We start from the raw sequence: 24,935 nt of genomic DNA on the forward strand, positions 1-24,935 counted from the left end.
GCAGGATGACGGTCATGACGCACGCGATGCTGAAGGGCTCCAACGTCCCTCTCGACACCGCGGCCGTACGGGCCGTGCTCTGCTGGACCCCGGGCCCCGGGGTCCCCGACGTGGACGCCTCGGCCCTGGTCCTGGGCGCCGACGGGCGCGTGCGGTCCGACGAGGACTTCGTCTTCTACAACCAGCCGCGCCATCCCTCGGGGTGCGTGCGGCGGCTGCCGAAGAAGCGGGTGGCCCAGGGCCTGACGGACACCGTGGAGGCCGATCTGGGCAGCCTGGAGGCCTCGGTCGACCGGGTGGTCGTCGCGGCCTCCTCCGACGGCGGCACCTTCCGCTCCGTCTCGGACCTGCGGATCCTGCTGTACGACGCGACGGCCGGACCGGACCGTGAGCCGCTGGCGCTGTTCGACGTGACGGCGGAGACCGGCGAGGAGACGGCGGTCATCTGCGGCGAGCTGTACCGGCGCGGGGACGGCTGGAAGTTCCGCGCGGTGGGGCAGGGCTATCCGACGGGGCTCGTCGGCCTCGCCACGGACTTCGGCATCTCGGTCGACGAGGACGCCCAGGAGGCGGCCCAGGAGGCCGCTCAGGGCGCTCAGGACCTCCCCGAGTCCCAGGACGGCGCGGCCGGCGCCCCGGGTCTCCCGGCCGGTTCCCCGGACCTCGACGCGACGGTGGTCCACACCCCTGTACCGCCGCAGCCGACGGTACCGCCCATGCCGGACCGGGCGCCCTCGTACGGGTACCCGCAGGGGACCCCTCCGGAGGGACCGCCGGCGAACGCCCCTGCTCCCGCGTACGGCTACCCGCAGCCCGTCCAGCGGCCGGACCCGCACGCGGCCCCGGAGTTCCGGATGCCCCCGATGGGCCCCCAGTTCGTCAGGTCCTGAGTCCGGGGGGCGCTCCGTGCGGCGCTCCGTGCGGCGCTCCGGAAGCCGGGAGCGCCCTGGGGCCGAGGCGCGCCCCGCGGCCCGGAGGCGCACGTCACGCCTTTGTCTTGTAGCCGCGCCCCCACTGGAGTCCCCAGCCGTACAGGCGGTCCAGCTCGGCCTGGAACCCGTAGACGAACCGCACCTCGCGGCGGACGGTCAGTTCGCCCTTGGTGTTGTCCACCGAGAAGACCGCGCAGGAGCGGGCCTGCGGGGCCCGCTCGTCGAGGTCGATCTCGATGCGGGGGCCGTTGCTCGGGTAGAGCGTGATCTTGGCGTGGGTGCGGTCGAAGGCCGGCGTCTGGTCGTAGATGTAGACGAAGAAGAGCAGTCGCTTGATCTCGTCCTTGTGGTCCAGATTGATGAAGATCGTCTCTCCGGAGGAGCCTCCGAAGCGGTCGTCGCCGCTGAGCTTGACGTACGGGGCGCCGTTGAGGTCGCCGAAGAAGCCGCCGAGGGGCTGCACCACGCCCTTGCTGCCGTCGGCGAGCTCGTAGAGACAGCCGAGGTCCAGGTCGACGTTGACCATGCCCTGGGTGTGGGCCTGGACGACCTCGGGCTTGAAGAGCTGCGAGGGGTTGCGCAGCAGGCGGCCGCTCTGCCGGGAGCGGCCTTCGAGGTCGGAGGTCCGCATCCGCCAGGAGAGGTTCACCCGGAGGTTGCCGGTGGCGGCGCCCTGCTTGGTGAGCGAGACCGACGGGCGCCGCTTCGTCAGGTCGATCGTGTTCGACGCGGCGCCGCCCATGTCGAACTGTGCCGCCCGCCCCGGAAAAAGGTTGTCCCAGAAGGCCATGACGCCTTCACCCCCCACTGATCGCCCGCTGATCGCCGTGCACATGCCTGCGGGGCGGCCGGGTGCACCGACCGCCCCGCAGTGAAGCGTTCCTCGTTACCGGGGGTGTCACACCCCGGCGGACACCTCGGTCTTGTCTCCCGAACCGCCCGAGCCGCCCTCGGCCGCCGCGAGGGCCTTGTTGCGCCGGACGGAGGACCAGAAGGACCAGGCGATGAGGGCGACGCCGATGAGACCGGTCACGACCTCGGGGATCTGGTAGCGGATGGAGACCATGAGGATCAGGGCCAGCGCGCCGATCGCGTAGTGGGCGCCGTGCTCCAGGTAGACGTAGTCGTCGAGGGTGCCCTGGCGGACCAGGTAGACCGTCAGCGAACGGACGTACATGGCGCCGACGCCGAGTCCGAGCGCCATCAGGACGATGTCGTTGGTGATGGCGAAGGCGCCGATGACACCGTCGAAGGAGAAGGAGGCGTCGAGGACCTCCAGGTACAGGAACATGAAGAAGGCGGCCTTGCCGGCCAGCTGGACGACGGTGACCTTCTTGCCGCTGCGCTTGGCCTCTTCCTCGGCCTCGTGCTCGCGCTCCTCTTCCTCCTCCAGCTTGTTCTCGAAGAAGCTGGAGAGGCCGCCGACGACGAGGTAGGTGATGAGACCGAAGACGCCCGAGAGCAGGACGGTCGACGCCGCGTCGACGTGCGTGCCGCCGTGCTGGTGGGCCTGGGTCGCGAAGGTCATGGCGCTGACGGCCAGGACGATCAGGGCGATGCAGACCGACAGCATGTCGACCTTGCCGAGCTTGGCCAGCGGGCGCTCCAGCCAGCCGAGCCACTTGATGTCACGGTCCTCGAAGATGAAGTCGAGGAAGATCATCAGCAGGAACATGCCGCCGAAGGCCGCGATCGACGGATGTGCGTCGGTCACGAGCTGCTCGTAGCGCTCGGCGTCGTTGAGCGCGAGGTCGACGGCCTCGATGGGGCCGATCTTGGCGCTGATCGCGACGATCACGACGGGGAAGACCAGTCGCATACCGAAGACGGCGATGAGCACACCGATCGTGAGGAAGATCTTCTGCCAGAAGGCATTCATCTTCTTCAGGATTCCGGCGTTGACCACCGCGTTGTCGAAGGACAGCGAGATCTCGAGGACGCAGAGGATCGCGACGATCCCGAAGGCCTCCCACCCCCCGTAGAACACCGCTGCGACCAGACCGAGCGCAGTGATCGCGAACGACCAGCCGAAGGTTTTCAGAACCACTGTCTACCCCATCGTGAAATTACATGGCTTTACGAAACGTTGACCCCGAAGTCTAGAGCGATGCCCCGGAGCCCGGACGCGTACCCCTGGCCCACGGCCCGGAACTTCCATTCGCCGTTGTAGCGGTAGAGCTCGCCGAAGATCATCGCGGTCTCGGAGGAGGCGTCCTCGGAGAGGTCGTAGCGCGCGAGCTCCTGACCGTCCAGCTGGTTCACTACCCGGATGAAGGCGTTGCTGACCTGGCCGAAGCTCTGCCCCCGGTTGTCGGCGTCATGGATCGAGACGGGGAAGACGATCTTGTCGCAGTGGGCCGGGACCTGCGTGAGGTCCACGATGAGGGACTCGTCGTCCCCGTCACCCTCGCCGGTGAGGTTGTCCCCGGTGTGTTCGACGGAGCCCTCGGGGCTGCGGAGCTGGTTGTAGAAGACGAAGTACTCGTCTCCCAGGACACGGCCCGACTGGCACAGCAGGGCGCTGGCGTCGAGGTCGAAGGGGGCTCCGGTGGTGGAGCGCGCGTCCCAGCCGAGTCCGACGAGGACCTTGGTGAGGTTGGGAGCGGCCTTGGAGAGGGAGACATTGCCTCCCTTGGCGAGTGTGACGCCCATGTGATCAGTTCCTCCCCGGGGTGGTGATGAGGCACGTCCGGCGCCGCACGGGAGGTGCGGCGCCGGACGGTTCGAACTCTCGGCTCAGACGTTGACGCCGAAGTCCTGCGCGATACCGCGCAGACCAGAGGCATACCCCTGACCGACCGCGCGGAACTTCCACTCCGCGCCGTGGCGGTACAGCTCGCCGAAGACCATGGCGGTCTCGGTCGAGGCGTCCTCGGAGAGGTCGTAGCGGGCGATCTCGGCGCCGCCGGCCTGGTTCACGACGCGGATGAACGCGTTGCGCACCTGACCGAAGGACTGCTGGCGGTTCTCGGCGTCGTAGATCGACACCGGGAAGACGATCTTGGCGACATCGGCCGGCACGGTCGCCAGGCTGACCTTGACCTGCTCGTCGTCGCCCTCGCCCTCACCGGTGAGGTTGTCACCGGTGTGCTCGACCGAGCCGTCGGCGCTCTTCAGGTTGTTGAAGAAGACGAAGTCCTGGTCGTTCCGGACCTTGCCCTCCTCGCTCACCAGGATGGCGCTGGCGTCGAGGTCGAAGTCCGTCCCGGTGGTGGTGCGGACGTCCCAGCCCAGACCGACGGTCACGGCGGTGAGGCCAGGGGCCTCCTTGGTCAGCGAGACGTTGCCGCCCTTGCTGAGGCTGACTCCCACGAGTCCCTCCATACGTTTTCAGGGGCAGCGCCCCAGTCGTGCGTTGGCATCGGATCAACGAGTGGATCCTAGTGACGGGTTCCCGGTCGAAACAGTCGATTCGCCCGGCGAATCCGAGGTGTCGGCCGCGGTGCGGCTCAGACGGCTTCGAGCGCCTTGACGTGCTCGCCGAGGTCGCGGGCGTCCGGCAGGCCGTTCACGACGGTCCAGCGGACGACGCCCTCCTTGTCGATGACGAAGGTGCCGCGCACCGCGCAGCCCTTCTCCTCGTCGAAGACGCCGTAGGCGCGGGAGGCCTCGCCGTGCGGCCAGAAGTCGGACAGCAGCGGGAAGTCCAGGTCCTCCTGGTCGGCGAAGACGCGCAGCGTGTGCATCGGGTCGTTGGAGACGGCGAGGAGCTGGGTGTCGTCGTTGACGAACGTCGGGAGGTCGTCCCGCAGCCCGCGCAGTTCGGCGGTGCAGACGCCGGTGAAGGCGAAGGGGTAGAAGAACAGCACCACGGTCTTCTCGCCGCGGAAGTCCGAGAGCCGCACGGTGCGCCCGTGGTTGTCCTTCAGCTCAAATCCCGGGGCCTCGGTGCCGACCTCGATCGCCATCGCCCACGCATCCCTTCCGCCGGAGCCGACCCCGGATCGGTCCGGTCCGGTCCGGCCCGCGGGGCGAATCGGCCCTTTGGGCCGAAACGGTGAGGCCAGCCTACGGCCTGCGCGCGAAAGCCCCCGCCGGGTGTACCGGCGGGGGCGTCTCACAACACGGTGATCAGCGCTTGGGGGCCACCAGGCGGGCGCCCGCCCAGTCCTTGGCGACGCTGATGCTCTTGGTCTGGGAGAGACCAGCAGTCTGCGCGGCATCGTTGATATCGCTCGGCTCGATGTAGCCGTCACGGCCGGTCTTCGGCGTCAGCAGCCAGATCACGCCGCCGTCCTCCAGAAGACCGATGGCGTCCACCAGTGCATCGGTGAGATCGCCGTCCTCGTCGCGGAACCAGAGGACGACGGCGTCGGCGACGTCGTCGTAATCCTCGTCCACGAGCTCGGCGCCGATGATGGACTCGATGCCTTCACGGAGATCCTGGTCGACGTCGTCGTCGTAGCCGATCTCCTGGACCACCTGTCCGGGCTCGAACCCCAGCCTCGCTGCCGGGTTGGTCCGCTCCTCCGCGTGGTCCGCGGTCGCGCTCACGGCTTGCCTCCTGCTCATTCGGAAAATGCTGTGGGCCACGCGTATGCGCGCGGCGCTGGCCGTAGTCCACACGTGCCGGGCCTCATCGCGCAAGTACTGGGCCGCGGAGACCGCCGAAACGGTGACGTTTGGGGCCGTCTCGCCCCAACTTCCGGCACGCTCCGGCCGCACTCCGTGATCAGTCCCACATGATTCATCCCGGTTTATGGACTTCTGAGGTTTCAGTCTGCCGAACGTCCGGACGAAACGCATGCGCGAGTTGGGCGTAAGGTTGCGATTTGAACACATCCGAACACGTGGAGGACACCGCGGACGCCGCTGGGACCCCCGTAGGGGTTACCCCCCGGTAAATGTGACGTCTGGCGCCGACGGGGTACACGATGGACAACCCGACCACTCCGTGGCCCCGTGGGCACCACCGACAGTGAAGGAAGAGCGTGGCTCCCGGATCCGATCGCAACCCGATCATCATTGGCGGCCTTCCCAGTCAGGTCCCGGATTTCGACCCGGAAGAGACCCAGGAATGGCTCGACTCCCTCGACGCGGCCGTCGACGAGCGGGGCCGTGAGCGGGCCCGCTACCTCATGCTCCGACTGATCGAGCGGGCACGCGAGAAGCGCGTGGCCGTGCCCGAGATGCGCAGCTCGGACTACGTCAACACCATCGCCACCAAGGACGAGCCCTTCTTCCCCGGCAACGAGGAGATCGAGCGCAAGGTCCTCAACGCCACCCGGTGGAACGCGGCCGTGATGGTGTCGCGCGCCCAGCGCCCGGGCATCGGCGTCGGCGGGCACATCGCCACCTTCGCCTCCTCGGCCTCGCTCTACGACGTCGGCTTCAACCACTTCTTCCGCGGCAAGGACGAGGGCGACGGCGGCGACCAGATCTTCTTCCAGGGACACGCCTCCCCCGGCATCTACGCCCGCGCGTATCTCCTGGACCGGCTGAACGACACGCAGCTCGACGGCTTCCGCCAGGAGCGGTCGAAGTTCCCGAACGGGCTCTCCTCGTACCCGCACCCCCGGCTGATGCCGGACTTCTGGGAGTTCCCGACCGTGTCGATGGGCCTCGGCCCGCTCGGCGCGATCTACCAGGCGCGGATGAACCGGTACATGGAGGCGCGCGGCATCGCCGACACCTCCAGGTCGCACGTCTGGGCGTTCCTCGGCGACGGCGAGATGGACGAGGTCGAGTCGCTCGGCCAGCTCTCCATCGCCGCCCGTGAGGGCCTGGACAACCTGACCTTCGTCGTCAACTGCAACCTCCAGCGGCTCGACGGCCCGGTCCGCGGCAACGGCAAGATCATCCAGGAGCTGGAGTCGGTCTTCCGGGGCAACGGCTGGAACGTCATCAAGCTGATCTGGGACCGCTCCTGGGACCCGCTGCTCGCGCAGGACCGCGACGGCATCCTGGTGAACAAGCTGAACACCACCCCGGACGGGCAGTTCCAGACGTACGCGACGGAGACCGGCGCGTACATCCGCGACCACTTCTTCGGCGACGACCACCGGCTGCGGGCCATGGTCGAGGGCATGTCGGACCAGCAGGTCCTGCACCTGGGCCGCGGCGGCCACGACCACAAGAAGATCTACGCGGCGTACGCGGCGGCGAAGGCGCACGCGGGCCAGCCGACCGTGATCCTCGCCCAGACCGTCAAGGGCTGGACGCTGGGGCCGAACTTCGAGGGCCGCAACGCGACCCACCAGATGAAGAAGCTGACGGTCGACGACCTCAAGCGCTTCCGCGACCGGCTGCACATCCCGGTGACGGACCGGCAGCTGGAGGACGGCCTGCCGCCGTACTACCACCCGGGCCGCAACTCCGAGGAGATCCAGTACATGCACGACCGGCGCAGCGCGCTGGGCGGGTACGTGCCGACCCGTGTCGTGCGGGCGAAGCCGCTGGTCCTCCCCGACGACAAGACCTACGCGGCGGCCAAGAAGGGCTCGGGGCAGCAGTCGATCGCCACCACGATGGCCTTCGTCCGCATCCTGAAGGACCTCATGCGGGACAAGGAGATCGGCAAGCGCTTCGTGCTGATCGCCCCCGACGAGTACCGCACCTTCGGCATGGACGCCTTCTTCCCGAGCGCCAAGATCTACAACCCGCTGGGTCAGCAGTACGAGGCGGTGGACCGCGAACTCCTCCTCGCCTACAAGGAGTCGCCGACCGGTCAGATGCTGCACGACGGCATCTCCGAGGCCGGCTGCACGGCCTCGCTGATCGCCGCGGGCTCCGCCTACGCCACGCACGGCGAGCCGCTGATCCCGGTGTACGTCTTCTACTCGATGTTCGGTTTCCAGCGGACCGGCGACCAGTTCTGGCAGATGGCCGACCAGCTGGCGCGCGGCTTCGTGCTCGGCGCCACCGCCGGCCGTACGACGCTGACCGGCGAGGGCCTCCAGCACGCGGACGGCCACTCGCACCTGCTCGCCTCGACCAACCCGGCCTGCATCGCCTACGACCCGGCCTTCGGTTTCGAGATCGCGCACATCGTCAAGGACGGCCTGCGCCGGATGTACGGCCCGGCCGCCGAGGACGTCTTCTACTACCTGACCGTCTACAACGAGCCGATCCAGCACCCGGCCGAGCCGGCGGACGTGGACGTCGAGGGCATCCTCGCCGGCATCCACCGCTTCAAGCCGGCCGAGGCCGGGACGATCCCGGCGCAGATCATGGCCTCCGGCGTCGCCGTGCCGTGGGCGGTCGAGGCGCAGCGGATCCTCGCCGAGGAGTGGAACGTCCGGGCCGACGTCTGGTCCGCGACCTCGTGGACCGAGCTGCGCCGCGAGGCCGTGGCCGTCGAGGAGCGCAATCTGCTCCACCCCGACGAGGAGCAGCTCGTCCCGTACGTGACGCGCAAGCTCCAGGGCGCCGAGGGCCCGTTCGTCGCGGTCTCGGACTGGATGCGCGCGGTCCCGGACCAGATCTCCCGCTGGGTGCCGGGGACGTACACCTCGCTGGGCGCGGACGGCTTCGGCTTCGCGGACACGCGGGGTGCGGCCCGCCGCTACTTCCACATCGACGCCCAGTCGATCGTGCTCTCGGTGCTGACCGAGCTGGCCCGCGCGGGCAAGGTCGACCGGTCGGCCCTGAAGCAGGCCGTGGACCGCTACCAGCTGCTCGACGTGGCGGCCGCCGACCCGGGCCCCGCGGGCGGCGACGCCTGAGTCCGTAGCGCATAGCGCCTGGTGAGGGGCGGTGGGACCGATGGTCCCGCCGCCCTTCGGCGTTCTCTACGATGCCCCGCATGAAGGTTCGCTGGAAGAGCTGGGAAAAGCGCACGCAGACGCCGCTGCTGGCGCTCGCGGTGGCGTTCGGCCTCGCCTACGCCGTGCCGATCGTGGCCCCCGGCGCCGCCCCGTGGGTGCACCGGCTGTGCACCCGGGTCGAGTGGGTGGTGTGGGCGGCCTTCGCCCTCGACTACCTCGTCCGGCTCGTCATCGCCCCGGCCCGCTGGGCCTTCGTCCGCTCCCACCCCCTGGACCTGCTCGCGGTCGTGCTGCCGATGGTGCAGCCGCTGCGGCTGCTGCGCGTCGTCTCCACGCTCCTCCTCGTGGGCCGGCGGGCCCGGATGGCCCCGCAGATCACGCTCACCACCTATGTGGCGGGCGCGGTGGTCGGGCTGATGATGTTCGGCTCGCTGGCCGTGCTGCACGTCGAGCGCGACGCCCCGGACGGCAACATCAAGACGCTCGGGGACGCGGTCTGGTGGTCCTTCACCACGATGACCACGGTCGGCTACGGCGACCACGCCCCGACCACGGGTCTCGGCCGGGTCCTCGCGGTCGGGCTGATGCTCTCGGGCATCGCCCTGCTGGGTGTCGTCACCGCCAACATCGCGGCCTGGTTCATCTCCCGCTTCGACCGGGACGACGCGGTGGAACGCCGGCAGACCGAGCTGCTGGAGGCGCTGACCCAGGAGGTGCGGGAGCTCCGCGCGGAGGTCGCGCGGCTCTCCCCGCCGGACGGATCACGCACCGTCCCCGCACCCGCCGTCCCCACGCCCGCCGTCCCCGCGCCCACCGTCCCCGCACCCGCCGTCCCCGCGCCCGCGGGCCCGGTCGGGCCCGACGGACCCGCCGTCCCTAGCGCTCCCAGATCTTGAACGCTCTGACCTCGTAGGGCGTCTGCGGCATCCATGTCCCGCGCCCCGGGTACGTCTCGAACTCGCCCGTCTCCGCGCACTCCGCCGACTGGTAGGTGGTGACCGGCCGTCCCGTGCGGTTCGCGAGGGACTGGGCCGAGGTGCCCGGCGGCAGGGCGACACAGCTCTCGATGTCGGTCGTGGCCAGCTCGTGGCTCTGGACGCGCCCCTTGAAATCGGGCTTGGGCCAGAGGCAGAGGCGGCCCGGACCGCAGGGCCCGAGGAGCGTCCCGGACGGCGCCGCCGTCGCGTCCGCCGCCGCCACGGGGGCGGCCGGGACCGCGGTCAGGAGCGCGGTCAGGACGCCGGTCAGGACGGCCGCCACCGCTGCCGCGATACCCGACTTCGTATACGAGGACCCGTACCTGTGCGTGTGCGTTTTCATGTCGATGACCCCCACTCGATTACTCTCTGTAATCACGAGCATGGCGGAGGTCTCCCCCACGACGGAAGAGGGGCCGCCCCCGTTCACGCGAACGGGTGACGGCCCCCTACGGGAACCCTGACGGCGGACGTCAGACGGTCGTCAGACGGACGTCAGATGTGACCGCCCATGCCGCCCGCCTCCGCGTTCTCGCCGCGCTTGGTGAGCGTGGCGACGAGGGCCGCGACGACCGCGACGCCGCCGGCGACGGTGAAGGCCAGGCCCATGCCGTCCAGGAAGGTGTCGTGGATGACGCCCGAGATCTTGTCGAAGAGGTCGGGGGTCATCCCCGGCGCCTTGGCGAGCTCCGGCGGGGCCATGCCGAACTCGGCGGCCTGCTCCAGCTGCGGGTTGACCGGGGCAGGGATGCCGGCCTCCTTCCAGTTGCCCGCGAAGGAGTCCGCCACCTTGGAGGACATGACGGCGCCGAGCACCGCCGTACCGAGCGCGCCGCCGACCTGCATGGCGGCCTGCTGCAGACCGCCGGCCACGCCGGAGAGCTCCAGCGGGGCGTTGCCGACGATGACCTCGGTGGCACCGACCATGACCGGGGCGAGGCCCAGGCCGAGCAGCGCGAACCACAGGGACATCGCGAAGGTGCCCGTACCGGCCGAGAGCGTGATCATGCCGAACATGGCGACGGCGGTGCAGACCATGCCTCCGACGAGCGGCACGCGCGGGCCGAACTTGGTGATCAGCGCGCCGGCCAGCGGCGAGGAGACGATCATCATCGCGGTCAGCGGCAGCAGGTGCAGACCGCTGTCCACCGGGCTGAGGCCCTTCACGCCCTGGAGGTAGAAGGTCACGAAGAACAGCCCGCCCATGAAGGCGAAGGCCATGAGGACCATCAGGACGACACCGGCCGAGAGCGGCACGGAGCGGAACATGGCCAGCGGGATCAGCGGCTCCTTGACCTTGGTCTCCCAGAAGGCGAAGAGCCCGAACAGGACGAGCGCGCCGATCAGACAGCCCCAGGTCTTGCCGCTGGACCAGCCCCAGGACTCGCCGGCCTTGATGAGGCTCCACACGAGGGAGGCCATGGCGCCGGAGAGCAGCAGGATGCCGAGGACGTCGAAGGAGCGCGGCGCGTTCTCGGCGCGGTGGTCCTTGAGGATGACCAGGCCGAGGACGAGCGCGAGGACGCCGACCGGGACGTTGATGAAGAAGACGGACTGCCAGCTGACGTGCTCGACGAGCAGGCCGCCGACGATCGGGCCGCCCGCCGTGGACGCGCCGATGACCATGCCCCAGATGCCGATGGCCATGTTCAGCTTCTCGGCGGGGAAGGTGGCGCGCAGCAGGCCGAGTGCGGCCGGCATCAGCAGGGCGCCGAAGAGGCCCTGGAGGACGCGGAAGGCGATCACGGCGCCGATCGAGTCGGACAGGCCGATCGCGCCGGAGGCCGCGGCGAAGCCGGCGATGCCGATGAGGAAGGTCTGGCGGTGGCCGAAGCGGTCACCGAGCTTGCCGGCGGTGATCAGCGCGACGGCGAGCGCGAGCAGGTAGCCGTTGGTGATCCACTGGACCTGGGCGAGCGTGGCGCCGAGGTCGGTCTTGATGGCGGGGTTGGCTATGGCGACGATCGTGCCGTCGAGCGCGACCATCATCACGCCCACGGCGACGGCGAACAGGGTCAGCCACGGGTGACCGCGCAGTCCCTTCGCCGGGCCCGGTGCGGGTTCCCGGACGACGCCCCCCTGACCCTGCGGGGCCTTTTCCACGGTGGTCTGACTAGTCATGCGACGAGGCTAATGTCAGCCACTGACAATTGACAAAGCGATTCACACGCCGGTAACTGTCACGTAGCTCACAGGTACCCTGACTACTCCCGCAGCCGGACGAAACACCTGAAAAGAGATTCGAATTGACCGTTCCCACCCCCGGCCTCCGCGAGCGGAAGAAGCAGCGCACACGCGACGCGCTGATCCGGGTGGCCCTGGAGCTCTTCACCACCCAGGGGTACGAGCGGACGACCGTCGACGAGATCGTCGACGCCGTCGAGGTCTCCCAGCGCACCTTCTTCCGCTACTTCGGCTCCAAGGAAGAGGTCGCCTTCGCCGTCCAGCACATGGTCGAGGAGCTGTTCGTGAGCGCCCTCGACCGGCGGCCGCCCGGCGAGGGCCCCTTCGACGCCCTGCGGGAGGCCGTCCTCAGCGCGTGGGACCACGCCGGTGAGGCGATCGCCGACGTCGTCCCCGTCGAGCTGTACCTGCGGAACTTCCAGATGATCGAGTCGACGCCCGCGCTCCTCGCCTTCCATCTGCGCCGCTCGGCCGAGACGGAGGAGACGATCGCCCGGATCATCGCCGACCGGGAGGGCCTCGACGTGGACGAGGACCCCCGCCCCCGGATCGCGGTGGCGGCCTTCAGCGGGGTCATGCGGGTCACGGCCCAGATGTGGGGCCGGGGCACGGACCAGAGCCTGGAGGGCATCCGCGCCCTCACCGAGCGTTACCTCGACCATCTCGGACCGGCACTCGCTCCCCACTGGCGGACCGGGACGGCCGACGACGCCGCGTAGGCGCCCCGTACCGCTCCGAAGTGGCCGGCGACACCCTTTGGGCCACGCGCTCCGGCCCCCGTAGGGTGGCGCCCCGTGACCTCAGCCGACGCCTCGCCCACCCTCGCCGTGCTGCGCACGCTCCTCGCGCTCGCCGTCGTGTTCGTGCTGCTCGCGACCACCGGGTGGACCGCGATCCGGCACCGGCCCGAGCCCGGACCGTCCCGTGCGGACGCGCTCGCCGCGTGGGCGCGCGACCGCGTCGGCCACCGCCCGCTGCCCGACCCGGCGGCCACCCCGGCCCGCGCGGTCGCCGCGTTCTTCGCCCGGCTCGGACCGGCCGGCGGCCGGCGGCTCGCCGAGCGGCACCCGCTCGTCGTCGGCAATCTCAACGGCGTCCCCGTCGCCCTCCGCTACCGCGCCAACCGGTTCACGCTCGCGGAGTCCCTCGACGCCGAGCGGGGCAGGCTCGACGACCCGCGGCTCTCCGCCGACGGCCGCCACGAGGCACGGCGCCGGGCGGACCGCTTCGCCTCCCTGATGCGGCCCGGCCGCCAGGTCCTGGCCTTCGACCCGACGGGCAAGGGCCGCGCGGCCGAGGTCCTCGGCGATCTGGAGCGGGCCCGGCGGGTCTCGGTGATCGTGCCGGGCGTCGACACCACCCTCCTCACCTTCCAGAAGACCCACGGCCGGTACGCGGCTCCCGCCGGCATGGCCCAGGCGCTGTACGCCGCCGAGCGGCGGACCTCCCCCGCCGCCCGGGTCGCCGTCATCGCCTGGGCCGACTACACCGCGCCCTCCGGGGTCGGCGTCGACGCGATGACCGGCCGGCTGGCCGCGAACGGAGCCGTACGGCTGGTGGAGCTGACCTCGGCGCTGCCCGGCGACGCCCGGGTGGCGCTCTTCTGCCACAGTTACGGCTCCGTCCTCTGCGGGCTCGCGGCGCCCGAACTGCCCGCGCGGGTGACGGATCTCGCCGTGGCCGGCAGCCCCGGGATGCGGGTGGAACACGCCGCGGAGCTCGCCACCCCGGCCCGCGTGTGGGCGATGCGGGACCCGGACGACTGGATCGAGGACGTGCCCCACCTGGAGGTCGGCGGGGTCGGGCACGGCGCGGACCCGGTGGAACCGGAATTCGGCGCGAGGCTGCTCTCGGCGGGCGGCGCGGCCGGGCACAGCGGCTATTTCGAGCCGGGCACGGAGAGCCTCGGCAACTTCGCCGCGATAGGGGTCGGTGCGTACGGGGACCTGGTCTGCGCACGTGCCGACAGCGCTTGCCACCGCGGAATATCCGGTGCGGAAGCGGCCTGACGCGCGTAGATCACGTAATTTCCCGACCTTTCACAGGGGCGACGCACGGGCATACGCCGCATACGATGAGGCGTATGGGTGATGTGCTGGCCGGAATTCATGCCACCTGGGAGTTCGAGAGCGATGCCCTCGTCATCCGCTTCGATCGGGGGAACCGCAACACGCCGAAGCTCTTCAGCGCGCTACGCGAGCGACGGGTACCGCACGAGGCGTTGGCGTCCGTGACGCTCACGCCGGGCAAGCGGGGCACCGTCGTGCTGCACGCCGTGCCCCGGCCCGGCGCCGATCCTCTGATGGAAGCGGCCGCGGGGCAGCTCAAGGAGGCGTGCGACCCGTACCGTCTGGTGCTTCCGGCGGACAAGGAGACGCTCGCCGAGTACTACCGGGACGAGCTGCGGGCGCTGCTCCCGGCGGACGCGGGCTTCACCGACACGGGCTTCGCCGACGCGGGCTTCACCGAGGCCGGCTTCGCGGAGGGCGGTTTCGCGGAGGGCGGGGGCGTCGGAGACGACGACCCGGCCGTGCGGCCCACCGACGGCTTCCTGGTGGCCGCGCCCTCGGGGCCGCTGTCCTTCAAGACGTACGACGGGCGGGCGAGCTTCGACGGGACCTCCGAGGTCGCCTTCCGCTGGTCCTGGACGGGCGCGTCCTCGGAGAAGTGGAAGGCCGGCGACCAGACCTTCTCCGTACGGGAGCTCAGCGGCGTCGAGTGGCGCTCGCCGGAGATCCTCGACGGCTACCTGCGGCTGGTGCCCCGCGACGGCGTCGCCCGGCCCGCCCAGCCCGACCGGGACCCGGCCTCGGTCGTCTTCGGTCTCGGCTACGGGCCCGTGCACGAGTCCCTCCCCTTCGCGGCGGCCGTGCTCGCCGCCATCCGCGGCAAGGACCGCGTGCCCGTCTCCGTCGCCGCCGTCGCCCCGGACAGCGCGCTCCGCGACCCGGGGGCGGTGGCGGAGCGGATCCGGCACCTGGGCGACCTGCACCGGGCGGGGCTCGTGACGGACGAGGAGTTCTCGGCGAAGAAGGCGGAACTCCTCGCGGAGCTCTGAGCCGAGGAGCCGACGGGCCGACGGGCCGAGGAGCCGACGGGCCGAGGAGCCGACGGGCCGAGGAGCCGGCAGGCCGACGGGCCGAGGGGCCGACGAGGCTCGGAAGGCCCCCGGTGTCATACCCCGGTATCGGGTCCCGGCCCCACCCGGGTATGACGCCCGCGCGCAAGGCCGCTGCCTACCCTGGGCGGGTCATGGCTACCCAACAGCGGCACGAGCCGCCCACCGCCCGCCTCGGCCGGTTCAGCGCACGGTCACGTGAGCTGCTCCAGGGCCTCGGGGCCGCGCTCACCACCCCGACCACCCCCGGCGCGCCCCTGCTCTCCGAGGCCTCCTCGCGGTGGGTGCGCCTGCTGCCGTACGTCGTCGCCGTCGCGTTCGTCGCCTCGCTCCTGCCCACCACGATCACCGTCCTCCTCAACGACTACGGCGTGAACGGCGGCCTCGCCGGGGCCATCGCCACCGCGCAGACCGCGCCGCTGCTGCTCGCCGTCTCCCGCCCCCTCCAGGCCTGGTGGGTGATCTTCACCGCGGACGTGCTCGGCGCGCTCGCCCTCCTCGGCTCGGAAGGCCCCCACGCGGACCTGTGGCCCTGGACCCCGCCGGTCGTCGTCGGCTACTGCGCGCTGATGGTCGCGCTCGGGCTGCGCGAGTCGCGCCGGGCCCTGTTCGGCGTCTGGCTGGCGACCGGCGCGGCCGGATACGCCCTGGAGGCCTTCCGGCCCGACGGGACCACCAGCGTCCACACCCTGCTGCTCGTGCTGAGCGGCGTCCTGCTGCTGCTCACCTCGGCCGTGCGCGCCCGGGGCGACGCGCAGCGGCGGCTCGTCGAGCAGGAGATCATCAACGAGGCCGAGCGCTCCCGCCGCACGCTCCTGGAGGAGCGGGCGAGGATCGCGCGCGAGCTGCACGACGTCGTCGCCCACCACATGTCCGTGATCACCGTGCAGGCGGACTCCGCCCCGTACCGCATCCCGGACCTCCCGGACGCGGCCCGGGAGGAGTTCACCTCCATCGCGGCGAGCGCGCGGGAGTCGCTGGCCGAGATGCGGCGGCTGCTCTCGGTGCTGCGCAGCGACGGCAGCGAGGGCGAGCGGGCGCCGCAGCCGGGTCTCGACCGGGTCCAGCAGCTGGTCGAGGCGACCGTACGGGCCGGGGTGCCGGCCGAACTGTCGCTCGCCGCCGGGCTGAAGGACGTGCCGCAGGCGGTGGACCTGTCCGCGTACCGGATCGTGCAGGAGGCCCTCGCCAATGTCGTCCGGCACGCGCCGGGCGCCGCGACCCGCGTGTCGGTGCGGGCCTCGGAGGACGGCTGGCTGACGGTGCTGGTCGTCAACGGGCCCGGCGCGGAGGCGGGTTCCGGGGTGGAGCGCGGTGCGGCCGGCACCGGGCACGGCCTCGTCGGGATGCGGGAGCGCGTACGGTTGACGGGCGGCTCGCTGGACACCGGGCCGCTGCCGGACGGCGGTTTCCGGGTGGCCGCCCGGCTCCCGCTGACGGCGGACCCCGCACCCGCCCCGGACCCGGAGCCGGCGCCCTGACCGGTGCCGGTGACGGCCCGGCCCCCACCCCGAACCCGGATCCGACCCCGAACCCGATCCCGGATCCGACCCCGAACCCCGAGGACCCCGAGTGACCATCCGCGTGATCATCGTCGACGACCAGGCCATGGTGCGGGCGGGTTTCGCCGCGCTGCTCGCCGCCCAGCCCGACATCGACGTGGTGGGCGAGGCGCCGGACGGCCGGCAGGGCGTGGACGTGGCCCGTTCGACGCATCCGGACGTCGTGCTGATGGACGTGCGGATGCCGGAGATGGACGGGCTCGCGGCGGCCCGCGAGATCCTCCACCCGCCGGCCGGCGTCACCCACCTGCCGAAGGTCCTGATGCTGACCACCTTCGACGTGGACGACTACGTGTACGAGGCGCTGCGCGCCGGCGCGTCCGGCTTCCTCCTGAAGGACGCGCCGCCCGCCGACCTCATCGCGGCGGTACGGATCGTGGCGGCGGGCGAGGCGCTGCTCGCCCCGTCGGTGACCCGCCGTCTCATCGCCGACTTCGCCGCCTCCCGGCCCGCCCCGCGCCGGGACACCACCGCCCTGCGCCTCAACGGCCTCACGCCGCGCGAGACGGAGGTCCTGGAGCTGATCGCCCGGGGCCTGTCCAACCAGGAGATCGCGGACCGGCTGGTCCTCGCCGAACAGACGGTGAAGACCCACATCGGACGGGTCCTCGCCAAGCTGGACCTGCGCGACCGGGCGCAGGCCGTCGTCTTCGCGTACGAGTCGGGCCTGGTGACCCCCGGCGCGAGCTGAGCGCCCCCGGACCCCCCGGCACGCCCCCGGGGGAAAACCCCACCCCCGCCCTCGGGTTGGCCAGTCGTCCACCCCCTACCCCGGTATCAAACCGCAGTTGGCTCCCCGGTGTGACGTGCCGTCACCCGTCGTCTTCCTACCTTCCTCTCGCCGACGAACGAGCGAGAACCGGAGAGGGAGGGGCGACCCCATGCGCCGCTTTGCGAGGACCCTGACGACCGTGGCCGTGGTGGCCGCGGTCATCGCCGGAACGGCCGGCTGGGCGTCCGGGGACGCCCAGGAGGCCGTCACCGGAGCACCTGTCGGAACGGGGGCCTGGCGGGATGCGGGGCTGCCGGACCCGGAGCGGATGGACCCGGCCGGGACCGCGCGGTTCTTCGCGGGACTCGCCCCCGTACGACAGAGGGAACTGGCCCGCACGCACCCCACGGTCGTCGGGAACCTCGACGGCGCCCCCCTCGCCCTGCGGTACGAGGCCAACGAGCGTGCCACGCACGGCCGGTTCGCCGGGGCGAAGGTCCTCGCCCACGATCCGCGCGGCCGGGGTCAGGTCGCCCTCGTGTACGGGGACCTGGCGCGGGCCGAGCAGGTCGCGGTCGTCGTGCCCGGCTCCGACACCGACGCCGGCCACCTCACCCCGCTCACGGACATGGCGCGGGAGCTGCACCGGGCGACCGGCGGCCGCACGGCGGTCGTCGCCTGGGCCGGCTACACCACCCCCGTCGGCGTCGGCCTGGACGCGGCCACCGCCCGGCTCGCCGAGGCCGGGGCCGACCGCCTCGCCCGCTTCGTGGACGGTCTCGCGGCCGTCCGGCCCGCCGGGGCCGCCGAGCCGTCGGTGTTCTGCCACAGCTACGGCTCCGTCGTCTGCGGGCTCGCCGCCCGCGACCTGAAGGCCAAGGACCTCGTGGTCCTCGGCTCCCCCGGGATGCGCGCCGCGAACGTCACCGGACTCGGCACCTCCGCCCGCGTCTGGGCGGCGAAGGACCCCACCGACTGGATCGACCGGATCCCGAACGTCGAGCTCGCCGGGCTCGGCCACGGCGCCGACCCCACCGACCCGGCCTTCGGGGCCCGCCGGATCCCGGCCGAGGACGCCACCGGCCACGGCGGCTACTTCGCGCCCGGCACCAGCTCCCTGCGCGCCTTCGCCGCGATCGCCGAGGGAGACGTCCGATGAGCGCCCTCGCCACGGCGGCCCGGAGGACGGCCGCGAAGATCGAGTCCTCCACCCCCGCCCACCGCGACCGGGCGATCGACGGGCTCCGCGCCCTCGCCCTGCTCGCCGTGCCGACCGGGCACTGGCTGCTCGGCGGCTTCACCCTCTCCGCCGACGGCGCCCTCCACAACGCGAGCCCGCTCGGCACCTTCGCCAAGCTCGCCCCGGCCAGCTGGGTCCTCCAGATGCTGGGGATCTTCTTCCTCGTCGGCGGCTATGCCTCCGTCCTCTCCTACCGGCGCCGCAAGGGTTCGACCGGCGCGTGGTTGAAGGGCCGGCTGGCCCGGCTCGGCCGCCCGGTCCTCGGGGTCACCGCCGTGTGGGCGGCGCTGCTGCCGCTGCTCCACTTCGGCGCCGGGGTGCCCGTCGACACCCTGCGGACGGCGTCCACGCTCGTCGTCCAGCCGCTGTGGTTCGTCGGGGTCTACACGGTGGTCACCGCGCTCACCCCGTACTGCGTCCGGGCCGCCCGCCGCCTCGGGGTCTGGGCCGCCGCGCCGCTGCTCGGCTCGGTCGCGGTCGTCGACTTCCTCCGCTACGGGCCGTACGCCGACGCCGTGCCGTCCTGGCTGAGCCTGCTGAACATCCTGCCCGGCTGGCTCTTCGCCTATCAGCTCGGCGTCTCGTGGGGCGAGGGCCGGGTGACCCGCAGGCACGCCTGGGCGCTGCTGCTCGGCGGCGCCGCGCTCTTCGCGACCCTCCTGCTCGCCTTCGGGTACCCGGCGTCCATGGTCGGTGTCCCCGGTGAGGCCCGCACCAACTCGCACCCGCCGTCGCTGCTCGTCCTCGCCCTGGCCGCCGCGCAGAGCGGCGCGGCGATCCTGCTCCGCGAGAGGCTCGGCCGGCTCCTGAAGCGGCCGGCGCTGTGGGCGCCGGTCGTGGTGGTCAACCTGTCCGCGATGACGATCCTGTGCTGGCACCAGACGGCGATGCTCGCCGCGGCGGTCCCCGGCTCGTACCTCGGGGAGGTCCCCGGCCTGGTCGGCGCGCCCGACTCGGTCGGCTGGATCCTGGCCCGGCTGGCCTGGATGCCGGTCTTCGCGGGACTGCTCGTCCTGATCGGGCGGTTCGCGCGGGGCTTCGAGTCCCCCTGGACGAGGACCGGTCCGGCGCGCCGCGTCCTGGCGGGACTCCTCGCGGCCGGATTCGGGGTCTTCGCCCTGGGGCTCGGGTGACGGCGCGGGGCGGCCGCGGGCCTCAGGCCTCGCGGGCCAGGGACGTGTGGCTCATGTCCGGGTACCGGTCCCCCGCCACCAGGCCCGCGATCGGCTCCAGTTCGGCCAGTTCGGCCGCGGTGAGGACGATCCGGGTGGCGGCCGCGTTCTCCTCCAGGCGGGAGCGCTTGCGGGTGCCGGGGATCGGGACGACCGTCAGGCCGTGCACGGCGGACCGCTGCTGCACCCAGGCGAGGGCGATCTGCGCCGGTGTCGCCGCGTGCGCGGCGGCGATCTTCCGGACCGGGTCGAGCAGGGCGGCGTTCCGCTCCGCGTTCTCGCCGGTGAACCGCGGCTGGTACCGGCGGAAGTCGCCGCCGGACAGCTCCTTGCCCGCGTCGGCGAACGCCCCGGTCAGGAAGCCCCGGCCGAGCGGCGAGTACGGCACGAAGGTCACGCCGAGCTCGGCGGCGGCGCCGACGGCGCTGCGCTCCACGTCCCGGGAGAAGAGCGACCACTCCGACTGGAGCGCGGCGATCGGGTGCACCGCGTGGGCCTCGCGCAGCTCGGGCCCGGTCACCTCGCTCAGCCCCAGGAAGCGGACCTTGCCCTCCTGGACGAGCTCGGCCATCGCGCCGACGGACTCGGCGAAGGGGATCGCCGGGTCACGGCGGTGCATGTAGTAGAGGTCGATCGTCTCGACGCCGAGGCGGCGCAGGCTGGCCTCCGCGGCCCGCTTGACGTACGCGGGGTCGTTGCGGACGGCCCGGTACGACGGGTCGTCGGCGCGCCGCTCGATCGCGAACTTGGTGGCGAGGGTGAGCTCGTCGCGGTGGGCTGCGACGAAGGGCGCGAGGAACTCCTCGTTGGCGCCGCTGCCGTAGATGTCGGCCGTGTCGATCAGCGTGACGCCGGCCTCCAGGGCCGCGTCGAGGGTGTCGCGGGCGGCGGCCTCGTCGGTGTCGCCGTAGAACTCGCTGATGCCCATGGCGCCGAAGCCCTGCACGCCGATCTCGGGGCCGTCCTGGCCGCCGAGACGTACGGTGTCGATCCTGGTCATGTGGGTGTGCCTCCGCATGGGGTCCCGTAGTGGCCGATCTTGACGTCGAGCACGGCGAGCGTGTCCTGGAGCTCGGTGATCCGGGCGAGGACGTCCCGCCGGGTGGCCTCCAGGAGCTCCCGCCGGTCGTTGCGGGTGTGATCGCCCTCGCGGACGAGTTCGGCGTACCGGACCATGTCGGCGACGGGCATGCCGGTCAGCCGCAGTTTGCCGACGAAGCCCAGCCAGCCGAGGTCGCGCTCGCTGAACCGGCGCTGCCCGGTGTGCGAGCGGTCGACGTGCGGCATCAGGCCGATCCGCTCGTACCAGCGCAGGGTGTGCGCCGACAGGCCGGTCAGGGCCGCGACCTCGCTGATGGTGTAGTGCGACGCACGGGCGCCGCCCGTTCCCGTCGCCGTGGGCGTACTCATGGCCGTACTCGTGGCCGTGCTCGCGATCACGCTCATGACCCCACGCTAAAACGTTGGAGTGCACTCGAAGCAAGTAGGCTCGGCCCCATGCAGAGCAGCAGCGTCCCGAGCCTGGCGTCGATCGAGAACTGGCCCGTCCCCACCGCGGCCGCCGCCGTCGTGCGGGCGGACGGCACCCTGGCCGGGTCCCACGGCCCCACCGGGCGGCGCTTCCCGCTCGCCTCGGTCACCAAGCCGCTCGCGGCGTACGCCGTCCTCGTCGCGTACGAGGAGGGGGCGATCGACCTCGACGAGCCGGCCGGGCCGGAGGGCGCGACCGTCCGCCACCTCCTCGCCCACACCTCGGGGCTCGCCTTCGACGAGAACCGGGTCATGGCGGCGCCCGGCGCCCGCCGGATCTACTCCAACACCGGTTTCGAGGCGCTCGGCGACCACGTCGCCAAGGCGACCGACATCCCCTTCGCCGAGTACCTGCACCAGGCCGTTCTGGAGCCGCTCGGCATGACGTCGACGGCCCTGGAGGGCTCGCCCGCCAAGGACGGCGTGTCGACCGTCGACGACCTGGTGCGGTTCGTCGCCGAGGTGCAGGCGCCGCAGCTGCTCGACGCCCGGACCGTCCTCGACGCGATGACCGTCACGTACCCCGGCCTGACCGGCATCCTGCCCGGTTACGGGCACCAGCGGCCGAACGACTGGGGGCTCGGCTTCGAGATCCGCGACGGCAAGTCCCCGCACTGGACGGGCGCCGGCTCCTCGCCGCGCACCTTCGGGCACTTCGGGCAGTCGGGGACGTTCCTGTGGATCGACCCGGACGCGCGGGCCGCGTGCGTCGCCCTCACCGACCGGCCCTTCGGGCCGTGGGCGATCGAGGCCTGGCCGCCGTTCACGGACGCGGTCCTCGCCGAGCTGCGCGCCGCCTGACCCACGCGGCGCTCCTCAGCCGGTGTCGTCGCCGCAGGTGGCCACGGGCAGGGCGCCGTCCGGGCCGATGAGGACGACCTCCGCCAGGCCGAGTCTGTCCTTCGCGTAGGCGGCCGTGCACACGAGCTGGCGCACGGCCGGCTCCGACAGGCTCGTCACCGCGAACGGGGCCCGCGCGCGCAGCAGCCGGCGGCCCTCGGTGCCGCCCGGCTTGTCCTCCGTGACGTGCGGGGCGGCCACGCCGCGCGGGAGGGCGGTGGTCAGGCCCGCGGCGGTCTCGGCGTCGTTCGGTCCGGCGAGGAGCGCGGCGAGCACCTTGTCGCCGACGACCCCTCGCTCCGCCAGGAGGGCGCTGTCGGGCGCGTCGGTCTCGTGGCCCTCCCCGTTGCCCAGGACGTAGTCCGGTCCGAACGGGTTGTCCGAGCTCCCGAACCCGACGTCGCGGGCCACCGGCATGGAGTGGCCGTCCGGGCCGACGAAGAACAGCAGCATCCGGGACTCGGGGTTCGGCCCGACCAGGACGGTCGGGGCTCCGCCCGCCTCGACGACGTCGCTCCCCTGGATCCCGCACGCGGCCACCAGCGGTAGGAGCCCGGCCAGGGCCGCGGCGGCCACCCGGCGGCGCATCACGGCAAAGACCGGGCGGCGGGTCGCGGCGGTGGCCGGGCGGTAGGTCGCGGCAACAGCCGGGCGGTAGGTCGCGGCGACGGCCCGGCGGCGGGTCGGGCGGCCGGTCACAGCGGCATCCGCACCGTGAAGACGGCGCCGCCCTCGGGATGGTTGGCGGCCTCCACGGTGCCGCCGTGCAGCCGTACGTTCTCCAGGGTGATCGCGAGGCCGAGCCCGCTGCCCGCCGAGCGCGTCCGGGCGGGGTCCGCCTTGTAGAAGCGGTCGAAGACGTGCGGCAGGACGTCCGGGTGGATGCCCGGACCCCGGTCGGCGACCTCCGTCACGAAGTGGTCCCCCTCCTCGTACACCCGGACGGTCACCGGCGCCCCGCCGTGCCGCAGGGCGTTGCCGACGAGGTTGGCGACGACGACGTCGAAGCGGCGCGGGTCGAGCCGGGCCCTGATGCCCGGGGCGAGGTACGGGGCGACGGACGCGGGGTCGGTCCAGTGCCGGTTCTGGAGCGTCTTGCGGACGCAGTCGGCGACGTCGACCTCGTCGGTGTGGAGCTCGGCGGCGCGCGCGTCGAAGCGGGAGATCTCCATCAGGTCCTCCACGAGGACGGCGAGCCGGCCGGTCTCGGCGCTGACCAGCCGGACGGCGCGGGCGGTGTCGCTGTCGAGCGTCCCGGCGGCGGCGTCCTCGTCGAGGACCTCGGTGACGGCGAGCATGCCGGCGAGCGGGGTGCGCAGTTCGTGCGAGACGTCGGAGGCGAAGCGGCGGGCGCGGGCCTCGGCGCTGCGGAGTTCGGCGACGGACCGTTCGAGCTCGGCGGCGGATTCGTTGAACGTGCGGGCGAGGTCGGAGAGTTCGTCGCTGCCCTTGGCGTGGATCCGGGTGTCGAGGCGGCCGCGGCCCATGTTGTGGGCGGCGATGCCCAGTTCCCGTACGGGGCGCAGGACACCACGCGAGGCGATGAGCGCGGGGATCAGGGCGACGGCGAGGGCGGGGAGGGCTCCGTCGCGGGCGGCGGTGACCATGGCCTCGACGTTGGCCTCCTCCTCGTCGAGCTCCATGACCGCGTAGAGGACGAGGCCGGTGGGCCGGGCCGCGTCCTCGGGCGAGAAGGCGTGGAAGAGGGCGGGGACGGCCATGGTCAGGTACGGGGTGCCGTTCTTGACGACCCGCTGGAAGCTGCCGTGGGGCGATTCGGCGTTCGCGTGGGCCCGGGCCCTCAGCTCGGGGGTGATGACGGAGGAGGTCGGGCGGTCGGTGGAGGAGACCCGGACGTCGCCGTACTCGGCGTAGACGCGCCAGGTGCGGGGCTTGCCCTGGCGGGCGATCCGGCGGACCTGGTCCCCCAGGAAGTCGGCCGAGGGGGGCAGGGCGGTGTTGAGGCCCTGGACCTGCTCGCGGAAGGCGGAGAGGGCGGTGTTCTGGGCCTGTTCCAGGATGGCGTTGCGGGCGGCCCGGTAGGTCAGGGCGGCGGTGGTGCCGCAGCCGACGGCGGCGACGAGCAGGAACGCCAGGACGAGCCGGGTCCGCAGGCCGAAGGGGCGCCATCGGGGGCGCCGGGCCCTGCGCCGCCGCGTCTCCGTCCTCGTCTCCGTTCCCGTCTCCGCCCCGGCGGCCGCGTCCTCCGCCGTCTCCGGGGCCGCGCAGGACCTCACAGCGGTCCGAAGCGGTAGCCGAAGCCGCGCAGGGTCTGGATGTAGCGGGGTTCGCCGGGGGTGTCCTCGATCTTGTTGCGCAGCCGCCGGACGCAGGCGTCGACCAGCCGGGCGTCGCCGTGGTAGCTGTGCTCCCAGACGTGTTCGAGGAGCTGCTGCCGGCTGAAGACCTGCTCGGGGGCGGCCGTGAGGTGGAGCAGCAGCTTCAGCTCGGAGGGGGCGAGGGCGAGCCGCTCGCCGGCCTTGGCGACGGTGAGTCCGGCCCGGTCGACGGCGAGCTGCCCGTGGAACTCGATGCCGGGGCGGCCCGTTCCGGGCTCCTCGATGCGCCGCAGCACGGCCCGTATCCGCGCCTCGATGACCTCGGTACGGGCGGGCTTGACGATGTAGTCGTCGGCACCGGCCTCCAGGCCGATGACGACGTCGAAGTCGTCCCCGCGGGCGGTGAGCATGATGATCGGGAGCTGGCTGCTCTCCCGGACGCGGTGGCAGACCTGGACGCCGTTCATGCCGGGCAGCATGAGGTCGAGGAGGAGCAGGTCGGGGCGGAACTCCCCGAGGGCGGCGAGCCCGGCCTCCCCGGTGGCCGCGGTCCGCACCTCGTGCCCGCGGCGGCGCAGCCCGAGTTCGACGCCCTCGCGGACGGAGGGGTCGTCTTCTATGAGGAGCACGCGGGGCATCTGTGGAGTATCCCAGGGTCGTGTCGACGCCCCGGAAGGGGGCGG

The 24,935-nt window shown here is 72.2% G+C and carries 24 protein-coding genes; 11 read left to right on the forward strand and 13 right to left on the reverse strand.

Annotation, left to right across the window (positions count from 1 at the left end):
• Positions 1–5 precede the first annotated feature (5 nt).
• Positions 6–890, forward strand: a complete 885-nt coding sequence (locus ACF08F_RS06000) for a TerD family protein (protein WP_392297259.1) — start codon at positions 6–8, stop codon at positions 888–890.
• A gap of 94 nt (positions 891–984) precedes the next feature.
• Here the strand turns inward: ACF08F_RS06000 and ACF08F_RS06005 are convergent, their stop codons facing one another.
• The 6 genes from ACF08F_RS06005 to ACF08F_RS06030 form a co-directional block, all read right to left on the reverse strand.
• Positions 985–1,722 (reverse strand): Tellurium resistance, encoded by a 738-nt coding sequence (locus ACF08F_RS06005; protein ID WP_392297260.1) that lies wholly within the window; start codon positions 1,720–1,722, stop codon positions 985–987.
• Between the two features lie 108 nt (positions 1,723–1,830).
• The gene (locus tag ACF08F_RS06010) at positions 1,831–2,979 is read right to left on the reverse strand and encodes a DUF475 domain-containing protein (protein ID WP_392297261.1); all 1,149 of its coding nucleotides are present in this window, start codon (positions 2,977–2,979) and stop codon (positions 1,831–1,833) included.
• Positions 2,980–3,008: 29 nt separating this feature from the next.
• Positions 3,009–3,584: a TerD family protein gene (locus tag ACF08F_RS06015; protein ID WP_056639976.1), complete on the reverse strand. Its 576-nt coding sequence runs from the start codon at positions 3,582–3,584 to the stop codon at positions 3,009–3,011.
• Between the two features lie 84 nt (positions 3,585–3,668).
• Entirely contained in the window at positions 3,669–4,244 is a 576-nt protein-coding gene (locus ACF08F_RS06020) for a TerD family protein (protein WP_026058190.1), read from the reverse strand.
• Positions 4,245–4,381: 137 nt separating this feature from the next.
• The gene (locus ACF08F_RS06025) at positions 4,382–4,840 is read right to left on the reverse strand and encodes a peroxiredoxin (protein ID WP_392297262.1); all 459 of its coding nucleotides are present in this window, start codon (positions 4,838–4,840) and stop codon (positions 4,382–4,384) included.
• 163 nt (positions 4,841–5,003) lie between these two features.
• Positions 5,004–5,426, reverse strand: coding sequence for a DUF3052 domain-containing protein (locus ACF08F_RS06030; RefSeq protein WP_150270660.1), 423 nt, complete (start codon positions 5,424–5,426; stop codon positions 5,004–5,006).
• A 437-nt stretch (positions 5,427–5,863) separates the two neighbouring features.
• Here ACF08F_RS06030 and aceE point away from each other — a divergent pair, with 437 nt between their 5' ends.
• Both aceE and ACF08F_RS06040 read left to right on the forward strand, forming a co-directional pair.
• Entirely contained in the window at positions 5,864–8,596 is a 2,733-nt protein-coding gene (gene aceE, locus ACF08F_RS06035) for a pyruvate dehydrogenase (acetyl-transferring), homodimeric type (RefSeq protein WP_392297263.1), read from the forward strand.
• 80 nt (positions 8,597–8,676) lie between these two features.
• Positions 8,677–9,534 carry a potassium channel family protein gene (locus tag ACF08F_RS06040; protein ID WP_392297264.1) on the forward strand — a complete coding sequence of 286 codons (858 nt, stop codon included), beginning with the start codon at positions 8,677–8,679 and terminating at the stop codon, positions 9,532–9,534.
• On the opposite strand, the gene ACF08F_RS06045 is transcribed toward ACF08F_RS06040, so the two are convergent.
• Together ACF08F_RS06045 and ACF08F_RS06050 are read right to left on the reverse strand one after the other, a co-directional pair.
• A complete protein-coding gene (locus tag ACF08F_RS06045; RefSeq protein WP_392297265.1) occupies positions 9,515–9,958 on the reverse strand; it encodes a peptidase inhibitor family I36 protein in 444 nt (147 codons plus the stop codon). The two genes, ACF08F_RS06040 and ACF08F_RS06045, sit on opposite strands and share 20 nt — an antisense overlap.
• A gap of 152 nt (positions 9,959–10,110) precedes the next feature.
• Entirely contained in the window at positions 10,111–11,736 is a 1,626-nt protein-coding gene (locus ACF08F_RS06050) for an MFS transporter (protein WP_392297266.1), read from the reverse strand.
• A 125-nt stretch (positions 11,737–11,861) separates the two neighbouring features.
• On the opposite strand from ACF08F_RS06050, the gene ACF08F_RS06055 reads away from it, so the two are divergent.
• From ACF08F_RS06055 to ACF08F_RS06085, 7 genes are all read left to right on the forward strand, one after another.
• The gene (locus tag ACF08F_RS06055) at positions 11,862–12,518 is read left to right on the forward strand and encodes a TetR family transcriptional regulator (protein ID WP_392297267.1); all 657 of its coding nucleotides are present in this window, start codon (positions 11,862–11,864) and stop codon (positions 12,516–12,518) included.
• Between the two features lie 75 nt (positions 12,519–12,593).
• Entirely contained in the window at positions 12,594–13,808 is a 1,215-nt protein-coding gene (locus tag ACF08F_RS06060) for an alpha/beta hydrolase (protein WP_392297268.1), read from the forward strand.
• A gap of 74 nt (positions 13,809–13,882) precedes the next feature.
• Positions 13,883–14,857, forward strand: coding sequence for a DUF4429 domain-containing protein (locus ACF08F_RS06065; protein WP_392297269.1), 975 nt, complete (start codon positions 13,883–13,885; stop codon positions 14,855–14,857).
• Between the two features lie 194 nt (positions 14,858–15,051).
• The gene (locus tag ACF08F_RS06070; RefSeq protein WP_392297270.1) at positions 15,052–16,398 is read left to right on the forward strand and encodes a sensor histidine kinase; all 1,347 of its coding nucleotides are present in this window, start codon (positions 15,052–15,054) and stop codon (positions 16,396–16,398) included.
• Between the two features lie 91 nt (positions 16,399–16,489).
• A complete protein-coding gene (locus tag ACF08F_RS06075; RefSeq protein WP_392297271.1) occupies positions 16,490–17,170 on the forward strand; it encodes a response regulator in 681 nt (226 codons plus the stop codon).
• Positions 17,171–17,360: 190 nt separating this feature from the next.
• Complete coding sequence (locus tag ACF08F_RS06080) at positions 17,361–18,350, forward strand: alpha/beta hydrolase (RefSeq protein WP_392297272.1); 990 nt, start codon at positions 17,361–17,363, stop codon at positions 18,348–18,350.
• Positions 18,347–19,564 carry an acyltransferase gene (locus tag ACF08F_RS06085; protein WP_392297273.1) on the forward strand — a complete coding sequence of 406 codons (1,218 nt, stop codon included), beginning with the start codon at positions 18,347–18,349 and terminating at the stop codon, positions 19,562–19,564. Before ACF08F_RS06080 ends, ACF08F_RS06085 begins: the two co-directional genes overlap by 4 nt.
• A 22-nt stretch (positions 19,565–19,586) precedes the next feature.
• Here the strand turns inward: ACF08F_RS06085 and ACF08F_RS06090 are convergent, their stop codons facing one another.
• Together ACF08F_RS06090 and ACF08F_RS06095 are read right to left on the reverse strand one after the other, a co-directional pair.
• Positions 19,587–20,603 (reverse strand): aldo/keto reductase, encoded by a 1,017-nt coding sequence (locus ACF08F_RS06090; RefSeq protein ID WP_392297274.1) that lies wholly within the window; start codon positions 20,601–20,603, stop codon positions 19,587–19,589.
• On the reverse strand, positions 20,600–21,013 hold the full coding sequence (locus tag ACF08F_RS06095) for a MerR family transcriptional regulator (protein WP_392297332.1): 414 nt from the start codon (positions 21,011–21,013) through the stop codon (positions 20,600–20,602). Before ACF08F_RS06095 ends, ACF08F_RS06090 begins: the two co-directional genes overlap by 4 nt.
• A gap of 87 nt (positions 21,014–21,100) precedes the next feature.
• On the opposite strand from ACF08F_RS06095, the gene ACF08F_RS06100 reads away from it, so the two are divergent.
• Positions 21,101–21,934 carry a serine hydrolase domain-containing protein gene (locus ACF08F_RS06100; RefSeq protein ID WP_392297275.1) on the forward strand — a complete coding sequence of 278 codons (834 nt, stop codon included), beginning with the start codon at positions 21,101–21,103 and terminating at the stop codon, positions 21,932–21,934.
• A gap of 15 nt (positions 21,935–21,949) precedes the next feature.
• Here ACF08F_RS06100 and ACF08F_RS06105 read toward each other — a convergent pair whose 3' ends face one another.
• From ACF08F_RS06105 to ACF08F_RS06115, 3 genes are read right to left on the reverse strand one after another with little or no spacing between them, the layout of a single operon-like run.
• Positions 21,950–22,672, reverse strand: a complete 723-nt coding sequence (locus ACF08F_RS06105) for a hypothetical protein (RefSeq protein WP_392297276.1) — start codon at positions 22,670–22,672, stop codon at positions 21,950–21,952.
• On the reverse strand, positions 22,669–24,210 hold the full coding sequence (locus ACF08F_RS06110; protein ID WP_392297277.1) for a sensor histidine kinase: 1,542 nt from the start codon (positions 24,208–24,210) through the stop codon (positions 22,669–22,671). The genes ACF08F_RS06105 and ACF08F_RS06110 overlap by 4 nt, the downstream gene beginning before the upstream one ends.
• Complete coding sequence (locus ACF08F_RS06115) at positions 24,207–24,890, reverse strand: response regulator (RefSeq protein WP_392297278.1); 684 nt, start codon at positions 24,888–24,890, stop codon at positions 24,207–24,209. The genes ACF08F_RS06110 and ACF08F_RS06115 overlap by 4 nt, the downstream gene beginning before the upstream one ends.
• Positions 24,891–24,935: the final 45 nt, after the last annotated feature.

The sequence above is a fragment of the Streptomyces sp. NPDC015130 genome (genome assembly GCF_043080005.1).
Lineage (GTDB): Bacteria > Actinomycetota > Actinomycetes > Streptomycetales > Streptomycetaceae > Streptomyces.